The 15,784-nt window shown below is 67.6% G+C and carries 13 protein-coding genes and 1 pseudogene; 8 read left to right on the forward strand and 6 right to left on the reverse strand.

The window, feature by feature from the left end; translation table 11 throughout:
* The first annotated feature begins 6 nt into the window (after window positions 1-6).
* Window positions 7-888: a KPN_02809 family neutral zinc metallopeptidase gene (ypfJ, locus tag AC5Y7D_RS07330; RefSeq protein WP_499922630.1), complete on the forward strand. Its 882-nt coding sequence runs from the start codon at window positions 7-9 to the stop codon at window positions 886-888.
* A 44-nt stretch (window positions 889-932) separates the two neighbouring features.
* On the opposite strand, the gene AC5Y7D_RS07335 is transcribed toward ypfJ, so the two are convergent.
* Window positions 933-1,811, reverse strand: a complete 879-nt coding sequence (locus AC5Y7D_RS07335) for a dihydrodipicolinate synthase family protein (protein WP_499922631.1) — start codon at window positions 1,809-1,811, stop codon at window positions 933-935.
* An 11-nt stretch (window positions 1,812-1,822) separates the two neighbouring features.
* Window positions 1,823-2,620, reverse strand: a complete 798-nt coding sequence (locus AC5Y7D_RS07340) for an aldolase (RefSeq protein ID WP_499922632.1) — start codon at window positions 2,618-2,620, stop codon at window positions 1,823-1,825.
* 77 nt (window positions 2,621-2,697) lie between these two features.
* Here AC5Y7D_RS07340 and AC5Y7D_RS07345 point away from each other — a divergent pair, with 77 nt between their 5' ends.
* Entirely contained in the window at window positions 2,698-3,210 is a 513-nt protein-coding gene (locus AC5Y7D_RS07345) for a helix-turn-helix domain-containing protein (protein WP_499922633.1), read from the forward strand.
* Window positions 3,211-3,386: 176 nt separating this feature from the next.
* Complete coding sequence (locus tag AC5Y7D_RS07350) at window positions 3,387-3,572, forward strand: hypothetical protein (RefSeq protein ID WP_499922634.1); 186 nt, start codon at window positions 3,387-3,389, stop codon at window positions 3,570-3,572.
* Window positions 3,573-3,992: 420 nt separating this feature from the next.
* On the opposite strand, the gene AC5Y7D_RS07355 is transcribed toward AC5Y7D_RS07350, so the two are convergent.
* Entirely contained in the window at window positions 3,993-4,436 is a 444-nt protein-coding gene (locus tag AC5Y7D_RS07355; protein ID WP_499922635.1) for an Rv2576c family protein, read from the reverse strand.
* A 62-nt stretch (window positions 4,437-4,498) separates the two neighbouring features.
* Between AC5Y7D_RS07355 and AC5Y7D_RS07360 the strand changes: the two genes are divergently transcribed.
* Window positions 4,499-5,344: a patatin-like phospholipase family protein gene (locus AC5Y7D_RS07360; RefSeq protein WP_499922636.1), complete on the forward strand. Its 846-nt coding sequence runs from the start codon at window positions 4,499-4,501 to the stop codon at window positions 5,342-5,344.
* A gap of 56 nt (window positions 5,345-5,400) precedes the next feature.
* Window positions 5,401-6,975 carry a purple acid phosphatase family protein gene (locus AC5Y7D_RS07365; protein ID WP_499922638.1) on the forward strand — a complete coding sequence of 525 codons (1,575 nt, stop codon included), beginning with the start codon at window positions 5,401-5,403 and terminating at the stop codon, window positions 6,973-6,975.
* Here AC5Y7D_RS07365 and AC5Y7D_RS07370 read toward each other — a convergent pair.
* The 3 genes from AC5Y7D_RS07370 to AC5Y7D_RS07380 form a co-directional block, all read right to left on the reverse strand.
* Window positions 6,972-7,997: an Rv2578c family radical SAM protein gene (locus tag AC5Y7D_RS07370; RefSeq protein ID WP_499922639.1), complete on the reverse strand. Its 1,026-nt coding sequence runs from the start codon at window positions 7,995-7,997 to the stop codon at window positions 6,972-6,974. The genes AC5Y7D_RS07365 and AC5Y7D_RS07370 overlap by 4 nt on opposite strands.
* A 134-nt stretch (window positions 7,998-8,131) precedes the next feature.
* Window positions 8,132-9,391 (reverse strand): histidine--tRNA ligase, encoded by a 1,260-nt coding sequence (hisS, locus tag AC5Y7D_RS07375; RefSeq protein ID WP_499922641.1) that lies wholly within the window; start codon window positions 9,389-9,391, stop codon window positions 8,132-8,134.
* Window positions 9,388-10,062 (reverse strand): MBL fold metallo-hydrolase, encoded by a 675-nt coding sequence (locus AC5Y7D_RS07380; protein ID WP_499922643.1) that lies wholly within the window; start codon window positions 10,060-10,062, stop codon window positions 9,388-9,390. The genes hisS and AC5Y7D_RS07380 overlap by 4 nt, the downstream gene beginning before the upstream one ends.
* Window positions 10,063-10,105: 43 nt before the next feature.
* Between AC5Y7D_RS07380 and AC5Y7D_RS07385 the strand changes: the two genes are divergently transcribed.
* The 3 genes and pseudogenes from AC5Y7D_RS07385 to AC5Y7D_RS07395 all read left to right on the forward strand — a co-directional run bounded on the left by AC5Y7D_RS07385 (window position 10,106) and on the right by AC5Y7D_RS07395 (window position 15,782).
* The gene (locus AC5Y7D_RS07385) at window positions 10,106-11,008 is read left to right on the forward strand and encodes a peptidylprolyl isomerase (protein WP_499922646.1); all 903 of its coding nucleotides are present in this window, start codon (window positions 10,106-10,108) and stop codon (window positions 11,006-11,008) included.
* A 39-nt stretch (window positions 11,009-11,047) separates the two neighbouring features.
* Window positions 11,048-12,100, forward strand: a pseudogene (locus AC5Y7D_RS07390) (serine/threonine-protein kinase); the annotation flags it as partial.
* A 334-nt stretch (window positions 12,101-12,434) separates the two neighbouring features.
* On the forward strand, window positions 12,435-15,782 hold the full coding sequence (locus AC5Y7D_RS07395; RefSeq protein WP_499922648.1) for a PE family protein: 3,348 nt from the start codon (window positions 12,435-12,437) through the stop codon (window positions 15,780-15,782).
* The last annotated feature ends 2 nt before the right edge of the window (window positions 15,783-15,784 follow it).

The following is a 15,784-nucleotide window of genomic DNA, read 5'->3' on the forward strand; positions in this document are numbered from 1 at the left end:
CGTTCGATGACCTTCAACGAGGGTATGCAGATCGACACCAGTTCCGCGTCGTCCTCGGGCGGCGGCGGGATGGGCCGGATGGCCATCGGTGGCGGCATCGGCGGGTTGCTGCTCGTGGTGGTGGCCATGCTGCTCGGCGTGGATCCCGGTGGCGTGATCAGCCAGCAACCGCTGGACTCCAGTCAGGACGTGGCACCCGGTTTCGACCTCAGCCGGTGCAAGACCGGGGCCGATGCCAACAAGTATGTGCAGTGCCGTGTGGTCGCCACCAGCAACTCGCTGGACGCCGTGTGGAAGCAACTGATGCCGAAATACACCCGTCCACGCCTGCGACTGTTCAGCGGCCAGGTAAGCACCGGATGCGGGCCGGCCAGCAGCGATGTCGGGCCGTTCTACTGCCCGGTGGACAAGACGGCCTACTTCGACACCGACTTCTTCCAGGTGCTGGTGACCCAATTCGGTTCCAGCGGTGGACCTTTCGCGGAAGAGTACGTGGTAGCCCACGAGTACGGGCACCACGTACAGAACCTGCTCGGGGTGCTCGGGCGCGCCCAGTCGGGGGCGCAGGGCGCCACCGGCAGTGGAGTGCGCACCGAGTTGCAGGCCGACTGTTACGCCGGGGTGTGGGCGCACTACGCGTCCACCGTGAAACAGAACAGCACCGGCGCGCCGTTCCTGCAGCCGCTGACCGACAAGGACATTCAAGATGCGTTGTCGGCGGCGGCGTCGGTGGGCGATGACCGGATCCAGGAGCAGGTGAACGGACGCGTCAATCCGGAATCGTGGACCCACGGCTCGTCCACGCAGCGGCAGAAATGGTTCACGGTCGGATACTCGACCGGCGAACCCAACAAGTGCGACACGTTCAAAACCAACGATCTGGGGTGAAGCTCCACAACGCTGACCGACAGCGCCCGCTACGGCAGCACAGCTCAGGATGCGGACAGCAGGCCCTGCAACTCGGCCCGGCCCTTTTCGTCGAGAGCCAGCAGCGGTGCCCGCGGGTCGCCGACCGGGAAACCCAGTAGCTCCAGACCGGCCTTCACCGTGGTGGGCAGCCCGCCGGCAACGATGAACTGCAAGAGCGGCTTGAGATCGTCGTAGCAGACCTGCGCCGTGTCCATATCCCCCGCGCGCACCGCGTCGTACAGGTCGATACACGGCCGGGCGCGCAGATTCGGTGCGGCCGTGCACCATCCGGATGCCCCGGCCGTCAATGCCTCAAGCACCAAGGGATTGCTGCCGTTGTAGAAGGGCAGTCGGCCGTCGCTGAGTTCGGCGATGCGTTGCATCCGGGTCAGGTCACCGGTGGACTCTTTCACCATCGTCAGGTTGTCGATGCCGTCGAACATGGTGACCAGCAGTTCGGGGGTCATGTCCACACCGCTGGTGGCCGGATTGTTGTAAGCCATGATCGGAATCCCGATCGATTCGCCGATGCTGCGGTAGTGCTGCGCGATCTCGCGGTCGGTGAGCTTCCAGTACGAGACGGGCAGGATCATCACCGCGTCGGCGCCGGCCTGTTGCGCATACTGAGCGCGCCGAATGGTGTTGGCCGTGGTCAGATCGGACACTCCCACCACCACCGGCACCCGGCCGTTCACGGCGGCGATCGTGGTGTCGACGACGGCGCGCACCTCGGCCTCGGTCAGGTAAGCCAGTTCGCCGGTGCTGCCCAGCGGGGCTATCGCGTGCACGCCGGCGGACACCAGGCGGTCGACGAGCGCAGCCAGCCGGTCGGTATCGACACCGGCCGCATCCGCGGTGAACGGGGTGATCGGGTAGGCGATGATGCCGTGGATTTCGGGCACGATTCCTCGAATCAGTCGGCGGGCAATGTGCTCAGTGCGTCAGGGTGACGGGCCAGCGCGCGGCGGGCATAGTAGGCGAAGTTCGCTCGGCTGCGCGAGGGCGTCAGCGTCCAGTCATGAGCCTCGCGGGCCAGTTCGGGGGGCAATTCTTTGACGGTGCCTGCCGCCATGGCCGCAAGTTGCAGCTTCGCGGCACGCTCGATCAGCACCGCCAGTGAGCACGCCTCCTCAACACTGGCGCCGGCCACCACCTGACCGTGGTGCGCTAGCAGCGCCGCCTTCTTGTCACCCAGCGCGGCGGTGATGATCTCCCCTTCCTCGTTTCCAACCGGGACCCCCGGCCAGTCGGCCAGGAAGGCGCAGTCGTTGTAGAGCGGGGTGGTGTCCATATGGGAGACGACCAGCGGCACTTCCAGCATCGACAATGCCGCCACGTGGAAGGGGTGGGTGTGCACAATGCACTGCACGTCCGGCCGCGCGCGGTAGATCCAGCTGTGAAAACGATTGGCCGGGTTGGCCATGCCGGATCCTTCGAGGACGTTCAGATCCTCGTCGACCAGCAGCAGATTGTCCTCGGCGATCTCGTCGAAGCCCAGGCCAAGACGCTGGGTGTAATAGGTTTCCGGCTGCTCGGCGCGAGCAGTGATCTGGCCGGCCAGGCCGGAGTCGTGACCGGCGTCGAAGAGCACGCGGCAGGTCAGCGCGATTTTCTGCCGAACGGTCAACTGTGCGTCGACGTTCTCGGCGTCCAGGCGTTCCTGGGCGCGACGCATCAACTCGCCCTTCGAGTGGGTGAAAGTGTTAGACATCAGCCACTCCCCTCGTCGCGAATGTATGACACAATAGTAGCACTATTGGAAACTTTGTGTCATGAAGAGAGCCGCTGATGACCGCCTTGTTGCGTACTGTGCGCAGGCAGCGGGGCCTCACCCTCGAGCAACTGGCCGACCGAACCGGCCTGACCAAGAGCTACCTGTCCAAGGTTGAGCGCGGCCACAGCACGCCGTCCATCGCGGTGGCCCTCAAGGTGGCGCGGGCACTTGATGTCGATGTCGGCCGGCTTTTCTCCGATGGTGCCGCTGAGCGGCAGATCACCGTCGACCGAGCCGACGCGACGGACGGCCGCTACCGTGCGCTGGCCACGACGCTGCTGGGCAAATCCATGTCACCCTTCGTGGTTCGGCCCACCGCATCGGCCGCGGACGATCCGCACCCGGAACACACCGGGCAGGAATTCCTGTTCGTGCACGCCGGCACCGTCGAATTGACCTACGGCGAGCAGATCATCACATTGTCGTGCGGTGACAGCGCCTACTTCGACTCCTCCGTCGCTCACCGCCTCAGGGCCGTGGGCACCGAGCCGGTTGAGGTCGTCGTTATCACCGGCGCCGGCCATTGACCGGGTGTCCCCAGTTCAGCCGACGTCAACTATCCCCGGCTCGAGCTACGGCACGGCCCGCTGGCCACCACCTCGAGCCGGCCGGTAAGGCTGTCATCCAGTGGCGTCCACCGGGGTGGTTTGCCCATCGACCGGCCGGTTCCTACCAACGCCAGGACGGCCAAACGCTGCAGACGATGACCATCCTGCACAACGACGGGGACGTCGTTCTCGGCGAGTTCACCCTCGATTACGGCGACCAGAGCCTGACGCAGTCTTTTGCAGCGCACCGGGTCGGTGTCGACGCGCTGCGATCACTGCTCGGCGAAATGGAGTCTGCCGAATGGCTCGTGGCCGGTACATCAGCCCGACCCCGAAACTGATCAGATTCGCTCCGGACGGCGCCAAACGCTGTTAGCGTCGGCCCATTAGCGGCAAGGAACGGAGGGACATGTCTCACGAAATTCTGTTCAGCGAAGAGATCGACCCGCGTTCGTCGCGCTGGTTCACCGTCGACGAGATCACGGACTGATCCTTCGCTCCAACCGGGGGACGTCGGCGTACCCCGCTCAGGGGACACCGATTCTGTCCGTTTGTAGGCTATTGCCGCCGTTGCCCGCCCTGCACCATTGGAACTCCGAATACCAATTTGAGCGGAAGGTGGCATCCAATGGCGTACGAGGTTTTGTTCTCCGAAGAAGACACGCCGAACTCGTTTGTCGGCTACTTCGCCGGCGAGATGGCCGACTAGAGGCCGCCGGCGCCGGCGGGACCGCATTCCCCCGCCGGCGCTGATTGCCCTACTACCAGGGCCGCGTCGAACAGGTGACGCCGGTGGTAGCGCTTCGCGTATCGACTACCTGCCCGTCCACCGCAATCTCGCAGCGCAACTCCGGCGTACTTCCCGACCCGCAGTCCGGCCAGTGACAACCGCCGCTGGCGCTGACGAAGGCCCATTGGTTGGGATTCGCGAGACTGACGGTGTACACCAACGGCTGATCGGCGGCAAAAGTGGCCGGCACCGTTGTCAAGAACTGCGACGAGTTGGCGTCGAAAGCCCCTTGACTGGGCGGATCGGTGTTCATGTAGCGGACGTTGCCGGTCAGGTTGCCGGTCGCGGTGATGGTGTAGGTCACCTGATGGCCGGTCGGATCCGCGTGCGAGACGGCGTTCGGAACCACCGCTGCGAAGGCCGCGCCGAGGATTCCCGCGGCCGCCGCACTTGCCATTGTGTGCACGTTCGTCATATCGGAAACGCTACCGGATGCGTTACCTGCCGATTTCGCGCAAACGTCCTTACCATCTACCTGTGCCCACAGCGTTCGTGTTGTCCGGTGGTGCCAGCCTGGGCGCGATCCATGTGGGCATGCTTCGCGCGCTGTTCGACGAAGGGATAACGCCTGACCTCATCGTGGGCACCTCGGTGGGGGCCGTTAACGGCGGCTGGCTGGCTTCGCGGGCGGATGCTTCAGGTATCCGCGGGCTGGGCGAACTGTGGGTGTCGCTGACCCGGCAGCAGGTCTTTCCCACTCACCCGATCGCTGGTGCCCTGGGCATGTTCGGGCGCCGCACGCATCTGGTTCCCAACACAGGTCTGCGGCGCATCCTTGCCGCTAATTTGCAGTTCGCCCGACTCGAGGATGCACCGATACCGCTGCACGTGGTGGCGACTGACGTGATCTCGGGCACCGATGTGTTGCTGTCGTCCGGCGATGCGGTGGACGCGATATCTGCCAGCGCCGCCATCCCGGGCATCTTGCCTCCGGTCAACATCGAGGGCCGCGACCTCATGGACGGCGGTGTGGTGAACAACACGCCGGTATCGCACGCGGTCGCGCTCGGCGCCGACCGGGTGTGGGTGTTGCCGACCGGGTACTCGTGCGACTTGCCCGCCGCGCCGAGATCAGCGGCCAACATGGCTCTGCACGCCATGACGATCGCATTGAACCATCGGCTCGGCGTCGACATCGGACGCTACGAATCCGTCTGCCAATTGCACGTCATCCACCCGCTGTGCCCCGTCGCCATCTCCGGGATGGACTTCTCGCACGCGGCGACACTGATCGAACGTTCACATGCCGCCACCCGGGAGTGGCTGGCGGCAAACCCGCCCACCACCGGCCAGGCGGCGTTGCTGGAGCCGCACCGCCACTAGGCACGTCGGCGCCCCCGTTCTGCCGACGTTCACCCGGTTCCGGTATGAAGCACCCCATGAGCGACGTTCAGGAACACGGCGATCCGCCGGGCTTCAGCCGCCGCGCACTGTTGACGACCGGGGCGGTGGCCGGCGTACTCGGCGCGGGCGCCGGAGTGGGCGGCGCGGCACTGGCGGGACTGCACCGTGGCGGCCCCGACGTCTGGTACCAGCCCACACGGACCGGAGCGCCGCCGATCGGTGGTCTGCACCTGCAATTCGGTCGCAATGCCAGCACCGAGATGGTGGTGTCCTGGCATACCATCGACGCCGTCCGCAATCCACGAGTCATGCTCGGCACACCCACTTCGGGCTTCGGCAGTACGGTGGCGGCCACCACACGAACCTATCGGGATGCGAAGTCCAACAACGAGGTTCGCGTCTACCATGCCCGCCTGACCGGTCTGACACCGGATACCCAATACGTCTACGCCGCAGTGCACGATGGCACCGATGCGCAACCAGGAATTATCACCACCGCGCCGCTCGGCCGAAAGGCATTGCGCTTCACCAGTTTCGGCGACCAATCCACTCCGATGCTGGACCGATCGATCGACGGCCGGTTCATCAGCGACCACATCGGATCGCCCGCGGCCGGTGATATCACGGCTGCGATCGAGCGCCTGGAGCCGCTGTTCAATCTTGTCAACGGCGACCTGTGCTACGCCAACCTGGCGCAGGACCGGATCCGCACCTGGTCGAATTGGTTCACCAACAACAGTCGTTCGGCACGTTACCGGCCCTGGATGCCGGCAGCAGGGAACCACGAGAACGAATTGGGCAATGGACCAATCGGTTACGGCGCATACCAGACTTACTTCGAGTTGCCCGATTCGGGAGCCAGCCCGGAACTGCACGGCTTGTGGTACTCATTCACCGCCGGGTCGGTGCGCGTGATCAGCCTCAACAACGACGATGTGGCGTTGCAGGACGCGGGCAACTCGTACGTGCACGGCTATTCGGGCGGAGAGCAACGGCGTTGGCTGGAAAGGGAACTCGCCGACGCACGACGCGACCCGGACGTTGACTGGTTGATCATCTGTATGCACCAGACGGCGATCTCCACCGCCCGGAAGAACGGTGCAGACCTGGGCATCCGCGAGCAATGGCTGCCGCTCTTCGATCAGTACCGCGTCGATTTGGTGTTATGCGGGCACGAGCATCATTACGAGCGGTCGCACCCGTTGCGCGGCACGCTCGGCAGCGACACCAGGACGCCGATTCCGGTCGATACACGTCGCGACGTCATCGACACCACTCGAGGCACAGTTCATCTCGTCATCGGAGGTGGTGGAACGTCGGCACCGAGCAATCAAGTGCTGTTCCCCGAGTTGCGCTGCCAGGTGATTACCGGAGTTGGTGCCTACGATCCCGCGGTTCGACACCGGCCGTCCATACTTGTCATGGAGGACGCCCCGTGGTCGGCCTTCCGCGACCGCGAAAACCCTTACGGATTCGTGTCGTTCGATGTAGACCCCGGTGCGCCGGGTGGCAATACGTCGATCCGCGCAACGTACTACGTGGTGAACGGGCCGTTCGGCGAGGTCACCGCGGCGGATGAATTCACCTTGACCAAACCGCGCGGTGGCTAGAAGAGGGATTGCTGCAAAGGCTGAGCCGCGACCGCTGCGGCCGCCGGCGCGGACGGTCGAGGATCACTGCCGAGCCGGTACTTGGCTATCAGCGGCCCGGCGCGTTCGCGAAGCATGTCGCGGTAACTCGGCGGCAGATAAGCGCTACGACGATAGAGGTCGCGGTACCGGCCGGTGAGCTCCGGATGCGCCTGGTCCAGCCAGGACATGAACCAGCCGCGGGTGGCGCCGCGCAGATGCAAGCCGAACACGGTGACGCTGGTGGCGCCGGCGGCGGCGATCTGGCCCAGCAATGCGTCGAGGTGCTCCGTCGAATCGGTGAGATGCGGCAGCACCGGTGCGACCATGACATGGCAGTTCAGGTTGGCTTCGCGGATTGCGGTGATGAGCGCCAGACGCGCCTGCGGCGTGGGCGTTCCAGGTTCGACATCCCGGTGCAGCGCCGGGTCGCCGACCGCCAACGAGATCGCCACCGACAGTGGAACCTGTTGAGCCGCATGGGCTATCAGTGGCAGGTCACGGCGCAGCAGGGTGCCCTTGGTCAGAATGGACATGGGCGTGCCGGAGTCCGCGAGTGCGGTGAGAATGCCGGGCATCAGCGCGTAGCGCCCTTCGGCGCGTTGGTAAGGGTCGGTGTTGGTGCCCAGTGCGACGGTCTCGCGTCGCCACGAGGGCCGACGCAGTTCGCGCCGCAGCACCTCGGCAACGTTGGTCTTGACGACGATCTGGGTGTCGAAATCGGCGCCGACGTCGAAGTCCAGGTATTCGTGGGTCGGGCGGGCGAAGCAGTAGCGGCAGGCGTGTGAGCAGCCGCGGTAACCGTTGACCGTGTAGCGGAAAGGCAGGGCGGCCGCGTTGGGCACCTTGTTCAGCGCTGACTTGCACAGCACCTCGTGAAAGGTCATACCCTCGAACTGCGGCACCCGCACGCTCTTGACCAGCCCTAATCGCTGCAGGCCAGGCAGGGCCCCGTCATCGACGGGGATCCCGTTGACCGCAACTGCCTGACCCGCCCACCGCATGCCTCCATTCGAACAATAGTTCGATACGGCGTCAAGAGGTCTCTCCTGCTGTTGCTCCCGCGAGGGCGCCCAAATGCAGGGGGTGCACGGTGTGTCGCCGGCAGCGCGCGGGCACTCGGCACCCGGGCAGACCGTCACCGCAAGCGCGAAAGCACTTCGGTCACAACAGAATCAATCGGCACCGACACCTGCTCCCCCGACGCCAGATCCTTCACGCCCATTGTGCCGGCGTCCAGATCCCGGTCTCCGGCCACCAATGCCACCCGCGCGCCCGAGCGGTCGGCCGCGCGCATCGCACCTTTGAGCCCGCGGGCACCATAGGCCAGGTCAAAGCGCGCACCGGCAGCACGCAGCGCGGCACCCACTACGGCCAACCGCAGCTTGGCCGCCTCGCTCAACGGCACGCCGAACACCTCGCACCGCGCCGCAGACCCCACGCTCTTGCCCTCGGCGCGCAGCGCGAGCAGGGTCCGGTCCACCCCAAGTCCGAATCCGATGCCCGACAAGTCCTGTCCGCCGAGCTCTTTCATCAGGCCGTCGTAGCGTCCGCCGCCCCCGATGCCGGACTGCGCACCCAACCCGTCGTGGACGAACTCGAAGGTGGTCTTGGTGTAGTAGTCCAGGCCACGGACCATGCGCGGATTGATGACGTAGCGAACCCCGAGCGCATCGAGGTGGGCCAACACGGTGTCGAAATGCTGTTTGGCGGCATCGGAGAGGTGATCGAGCAGCACCGGCGCATCGGCCGTCATCGCCTTCACCTCCGGACGCTTGTCGTCGAGCACGCGCAGCGGGTTCAGGCGCGCGCGCTGCCGGGTCTGCTCATCAAGATCAAGCTTGAACAGGAACTCCTGCAACAGTTCCCGATACTGCGGACGGCAACTGTCGTCGCCCAGCGAGGTGATCTCCAGCCGGAAACCATCGAGGCCCAACGACCGGAATCCGGCGTCGGCGACGGCGATCACCTCGGCGTCCAGTGCCGGGTCGTCGACCCCGATGGCTTCGACGCCCACCTGCTGCAACTGGCGATACCGGCCGGCCTGCGGACGCTCGTACCGGAAGAACGGGCCCGCGTAGCAGAGCTTCACCGGCAACGCACCCCGGTCCAGTCCGTGCTCGATTACCGCCCGCACCACCCCGGCGGTTCCCTCGGGCCGGAGCGTCACCGAGCGGTCGCCGCGGTCGGAGAACGTGTACATCTCCTTGGACACCACGTCGGTGGACTCGCCCACGCCGCGGGCGAACAGCGCGGTGTCCTCGAAGATCGGCAACTCGATGTGGCCGTAGCCGGCGCGCCGTGCCGACGAGAGCAGCCCATCGCGCACCGCGACGAACTGCGCAGAATCCGGCGGGATGTAGTCGGGCACCCCTTTGGGAGCGACGAATTCCGTCACGGGCTCAGGCCTTCGATGAACGGGTTGTACCGGCGTTCGGCGCCGATGGTGGTGGAGTTGCCATGTCCGGGTAGTACCACGGTCTTGTCGTCGAGCACCAACAGTTTGTTGACGATCGAACGCAGCAGGTCCCGGCCGCTACCGCCGAACAGGTCCGAGCGGCCGATGGACCGCTCGAACAGGGTGTCGCCGCTGAACACGACGTCGGCATCGTTCTTCGCCGCCTGCAAGACGCGGAAACACACCGATCCCCGGGTGTGCCCAGGCGTGTGGTCGACGTTGACGGAGATGCCGCCGAGATCGATCTTGTCGCCGTCCCGGTCCAGCTCCACGACCTGCTTCGGCTCACGGAAGAACGCGCCGGCGAACACCTGCGCCACCCGGGGTCCCAGGCCGTAGATCGGGTCCTTGAGCATGAAGCGGTCCTCGGGATGGATGTAGGTGGGGCAGCCGAAAGTGTCCGAGACTTTCTGAGCGGACCACATGTGATCGATGTGACCATGCGTGATCAGCACCGCTGCCGGGGTCAACCGGTTCTTGTCCAGGATTTGTCGTAGCTGTCCCATCGCACGCTGGCCGGGGTCGACGATGATGGCGTCGGCGCCTGGCCGCTCGGCCAGTACGTAGCAATTGCACTGCAGCAACCCGGCCGGAAATCCGGTGATCAACACGGTCCCAGTTTCCCATCCCCGGGGCCATGGAAAGATATCGGCCGTGCCGACCAATCAGCAGCGACGTGCGACAGCCAAGCGCAAACTCGAGCGGCAGTTGGAGCGCCGCGCAAAGCAGGCCAAGAGGCGCCGCATCGTGACCATCGCCGGGGGCGCGGGCGCCGCGGTGGCGGTGGTGGCCGCCGTGGTGGTCGCCGTCGTCGTCAGCAAGGACGACAACAAGGGCAACCCCTCGGCGTCGAACACCTCGAGCAGCGCCGCGCCCAGCTCGTCCGCCCCGAACCTGCCTCCGGTGCAACTCGGCAACGCCGTGCCGTTGCCGCAGTTCAAGGCGCCGGCCAACCTGGGCGCCAACTGCCAGTACCCCGCCTCACCGGACAAGGCCGTCAAGCCCGTCAAGCCGCCGCGGACGGGCAAGGTACCCACCGAGCCTGCGCAGGTCAGCGTCAGCATGGTGACCACCCAGGGCAACCTGGGTCTGCTACTGGCCAACAACGAATCACCGTGCACGGTGAACAGTTTCGCCAGCCTGACCAATCAGGGATTCTTCAAGGACACCAAGTGCCACCGGCTGACCACCTCACCGTCGCTGTCGGTGCTGCAGTGCGGCGACCCGAAGGGTGATGGAACCGGCGGCCCTGGCTACCAGTTCGCCAACGAATACCCCACCAACCAGTACCCCGCCAATGACCCGAAGCTCAAAGAGCCGGTGATCTATCCGCGCGGCACCCTGGCCATGGCCAACGCCGGACCCAACACCAACAGCAGCCAGTTCTTTCTGGTCTACCGCGATTCGGCGCTGCCGCCGGAGTACACGGTTTTCGGCAAGATTCAGGACGACGGGCTGGCCACCCTGGACAAAATCGCAGCGGCCGGTGTCGCCGGCGGCGGTGAGGACGGCCCACCCGCCCTCGATGTGACTATCACCTCGATCTTGCTCGACTAACCTGGAACCCCGGGGCGGCGGCTGACGGGGAGGAAATTCGTGGCCGAAAGTTCGTTCGGTCGGTACCAGCTACAGGGGTTGCTGGGACGCGGCGGCATGGGGCAGGTCTATCGCGCCTACGACACCCAGACTGACCGTGTCGTCGCCATCAAGGTGCTCCCGCCGAATCTGGCCGAAGACAAGGAGTTCGAGCACCGCTTCCGCCGCGAGGCACGCACGGCGGCGAGTCTCAACGACCCGCACGTGGTGCCGATCCACAGCTTCGGCGAGATCGACGGCCGGCTCTACGTCGACATGCGCCTGGTGGAGGGCCGCGACCTGGCTCGATTCATCGCCGAGAACGGCGGACGGCTCAGCCCGGCGCAGACGGTCGCGATCATCGAACAGGCGGCGGCGGCGCTGGACAGCGCGCACCGGGCGGGACTGGTGCACCGCGACGTCAAGCCGTCGAACATCCTGGTCGCCAACGCCCGCAACTTCGTCTACCTGATCGACTTCGGCCTGGCCCGCACCACCACCGACACAGCACTCACCGGCACCGGGCTGACCATGGGAACGCTGGCCTATTTGGCTCCCGAACGCTTCAGCGGTACGACGGACTCCCGCGCGGACGTCTATGCGTTGGCGTGCACCCTCTACGAGTGCCTCACCGGTACGCGGCCCTATCCCGGGGACAGCTTCGAGGAGCAGATCTCCGGGCACCTCTATGCTCCGCCGCCGCGGCCGACGGCCATCGCCGGCGACATACCGCCGGGCTTCGACGCGGTGATTGCGCGCGGCATGGCCAAGGATCCCGAAGCCCGGTATCAGACGGTGACCGAGCTCGCCGACGCCGCCCGCGCCGCGCTGGGAGGTGCCGGCATGGCACTGCCTCCACCGCCGCCGGCCGAGGTACACACCGACTTGGCCCCAAGCCCCCAGTCACCGCCCGGCTCCCGACCACCGCCTGAAGCGTCGGCACCGGACAAGGCAAGTCGCACCATGTTGATCGCGACCGTCGCGGGCTCGGGACTGCTGCTGTTGATCGTCGCCGCCTTGATCGCGTTGTTCTCCGGTGGCGACGGCGGCTCGGATGTCCGAACCCCCACGACCACCATGTCGACCACCAGCCGGGCGCCGGAGACAACGACCGAAACCACTGCCGACGTCAACGAGAAGACTGGAACGCAGACGACCGAGACTCTCGACACCACCACCGAGGTGCCGACACCGCCCTAACTCGGCACTCCCCGCGCCGCGTTACTTGCGGCCATAATTGCATTCAAATTTCTGCCGGTACCGGTGAATTCTATGTCGTTAATTTGAAATCCTGCCGGTCTCAGATCGGACGCTTAGACTGCCTTTCTACTTCTCCGAGAAATTCGGATACCGCCATGTGGACATAACCGCTTCGCACGGCGCCAGTCTGGGATTGCAGGTGATCGCCGTGTCATGGGTATTTATCGCGCCGCAGTACTTATCAACTGCTGCAACGGATCTCGCCCGCATCGGGTATACGGTCAGCACGGCAAGTACCGCTGCGGCCATACCGACCATCTCGCTATTGCCGGCTGCCGCTGATGACGTGTCGACGGCAATTGCCGCTTTGTTCGCCACTCATGCCACCGAGTATCAGCAATTGAGCAACCGGGTGGCTGTGCTGCAGGAGCAATTCACGCAATCGGTAAACGCCGCAGCGAACGCCTATGCCCAGACCGAACTGGCAAATGTCCAGCAACAGCTACTGACCGCGGTGAACGCGCAGACGCGGGCACTGCTGGGCCGTCCCCTGATCGGCGACGGCGCCGACGGAACTTTGCCAGGACAGGCCGGTGCAGCCGGCGGGTTGTTGTACGGCAACGGTGGCAACGGCATGGCCGGTACAAATCCAGGGGTGGCGGGCGGCGCCGGCGGCGCGGCTGGCCTGATCGGGGCCGGCGGCAAAGGTGGCACCGGTGGCGCGGGTGCGGCCGGTGGCCCGGGTGGCGCAGGCGGGTGGTTGCTCGGCAACGGCGGCATTGGGGGCGTCGGCGGGACGGCCGGCGGTGCCGGCGGGCTGGGTGGCCGGGCCTGGCTGCTGGGTAACGGGGGCGCCGGTGGTGGCGGCGGCGCGACGGCGACGGGCGGCGCAGGCGGTGTGGGTGGATGGCTGTTCGGCAACGGCGGCGACGGTGGCGGTGGCGGCACAGCGGGCGGGGTCGGAGGGCAAGGCGGTCAGTCCTGGTTGGTTGGTAATGGCGGCAACGGCGGCGCCGGGGGCTCCGGTGGCGCCGCCGCCGGCGGGACCGGGGGACGCGGCGGCTGGCTGATCGGTGACGGCGGCGACGGTGGTGCCGGCGGAGCAGGCTTTGCGACTGGCGAGGCAGGCGGGAGTGGCGGCAGGGGCGGCGCCGCGGGCCTGATCGGTGCCGGCGGGTTCGGCGGAGCGGGCGGCAACGGTTTCGCTGGTGCTGCCGGCGTGTCAGCGACCGTCGCCGGTCAATCCGGTACCGACGGTGGCGCCGGCGGGGCCGGTGGCGACGGCGGTGTGGGCGGTAGCGGCGGGCTGGTATTCGGCAGGGGCGGAGTGGGCGGTGCCGGTGGTTTGGGCGGCGCGGGTGGTGCCGCTGGTGCCGGCGCCATGGGCCTGGACCCTGCCGCGTTCTCTGGCTTGTCGGGCGGTGACGGTGGCGACGGCGGGGCCGGTGGCGCGGGAGGGGCCGGCGGTAATGCCGGGGCCGGCGGCGCTGGCGGCCTGTTCGGCCAGGCAGGCAACACCGGCCTGGGCGGCGCCGGAGGAGCGGGTGGATCCGGCGGCGCTCCCGGTGACGGCGGCAACGGCTCCCAGTCGCCCAATTTCGGCGGAAAGGGCGGCAACGGCGGCAACGGAGGGGACCCCGGCTCGGGCGGAGCCGGTGGAGTCGGCGGCCAAGGCGCTAAAGCGGGGGCGACAGGACTGGCCGGCGACACCCCCACCAGCGGTGGGAACGGCGGTAAGGGTGGGGCTGGGCAGCCGGGCTTATTCTCGGGCCAGGGCGGTGGGGACGGCGGCAACGGCGGCAACGGTGGCCTCGTCGGTAACGGGGGTGCCGGCGGCAACGGTGCCAACGGCGCCCCCGGGAACAGCATTATCATCGGCACGGGTCAGGCGGGCGCGACCGGCAGTGCGGGCGGTGCGGGCGGAGCGGGTGGCTCGGGCGGAGCGCAGGCCGGCAACGGCGGAGCGGGCGGAGCGGGCGGCGCCGGCGGCGATGGCCAAAGCGGTACCGCGGGCAGTAGCGGCGGAGACGGCGGCTTCGGTCAGGCCGGTGGTGACGGTCAGGACGGCGGCGCCGGCGGGGCCGGCGGTAACGGCGGCAGGGGCGGTGATGGCGGCGCCGCAACGGCAGGCCAGGCAGGCGTTCAGGGCGCCGGCGGTGCCGGTGGTAAAGGCGGCACGGGAGCGGCCGGCGGTGACGGCGGCCGAGGCGGCGACGGATTACTCGGTGGTGTCGGCGGCAAAGGCGGCGACGGTGGAGATCCCGGCGCGGCCGGGGCCGGCGGACTCGGTGGTGCCGGGTCCACCAAAGGCGCGGACGGCCTGAGCGGTGGATCAGCATTGAGCGGGGGAAATGGGGGTGCCGGCGGCAGAGGTGGTGACTCCATTGCCACCGGCGGCACGGGGGCGACCGGCGGCAACGGCGGCAACGGCGGGTTGGTCGGCAACGGCGGTATGGGCGGCACCGGAGGCACCGGCGGCACCGGCGCGGCCAACGCGCAGGGCGGCCTCGGCGGCACCGGCGGCGTCGGCGGCAAGGGTGGTTCGTGGGCCGGCGACGGCGGGATGGGCGGAAGCGGAGGCACCGGGGGTACCGGCGGCACCGGCACAACGGGCACTACCGGCAATAACGGGTCGTCGCCTAGCGAAGGCAACGGCGGAAACGGCGTCAATGGCGGCATCGGCAGCCAAGGTGGCACCGGTGGCAACGGCGGCACCGGCGGTGCCGGCGGGACGGCAGTAGCTGGTAAGGCCGGGATTCAAGGGATCGGCGGCGCCGGCGGCACCGGCGGCACGGGCGGCACCGGCGGCACAGGTGGCAATGGCGGTAACGGCGCCGTTCCCACGATCGGTTCGCCGCAGGCCGGCAGTGGCGGTGCCGGCGGCTGGGGTGGGACCGGCGGCGCCGGCGGTACCGGTGGGACCGGCGGTGCCGGGTCCACAGCTGGTGGCAACGGCGCGACCGGCGCCCAAGGTGCTGGTGGCCTCGGCGGCAACGGTGGAAATGGCGCCGCTGGTGACCTCTTCAACCCCACCCCCGGTTTAGGTGGCCGGGGCGGCAACGGCGGCACCGGCGCCACCGGCGGCAACGGTGGCACCGGCGGCACCGGCGGAGAAGCCGGTACCGGCGATGCCGTTGGCGGCCGGGGCGGCAACGGCGGCACCGGCGGCTTCGGCGACGTCGGCGAAGGGGGCAAGGGCGGTACGGGCGGTATCGGCGGCACCGGCGGCGGCGCCAACATCACGGCGTTTGGCAGCAACGGCGGTTCCGGCGGCACCGGCGGCGGCGGTGGCGACGGCAACGGCGGTGGCGGTGACGGTGGTACCGGCGGCGCCGGCGGGAGCGGCGGGGGCGGCGCCGTCGGCCCGTTCGGTGGACCCGGCGGCGATGGCGGCGGCGGTGGGACCGGCGGCAACGGCGGGGGCAGATATATCGAGGGATTGCTCGTTCCCGGCGGCCCAGGCCTCTTCGGCGAACTCGGCAAGCCACCCACCGGGCAAGGAGCCGTCATCGGCGGGACCGGAGGTTCCGGCGGAAAGGGCGGATTCGGCGCCTGACC

It is taken from the genome of Mycobacterium sp. NGS49 (assembly GCF_059812565.1).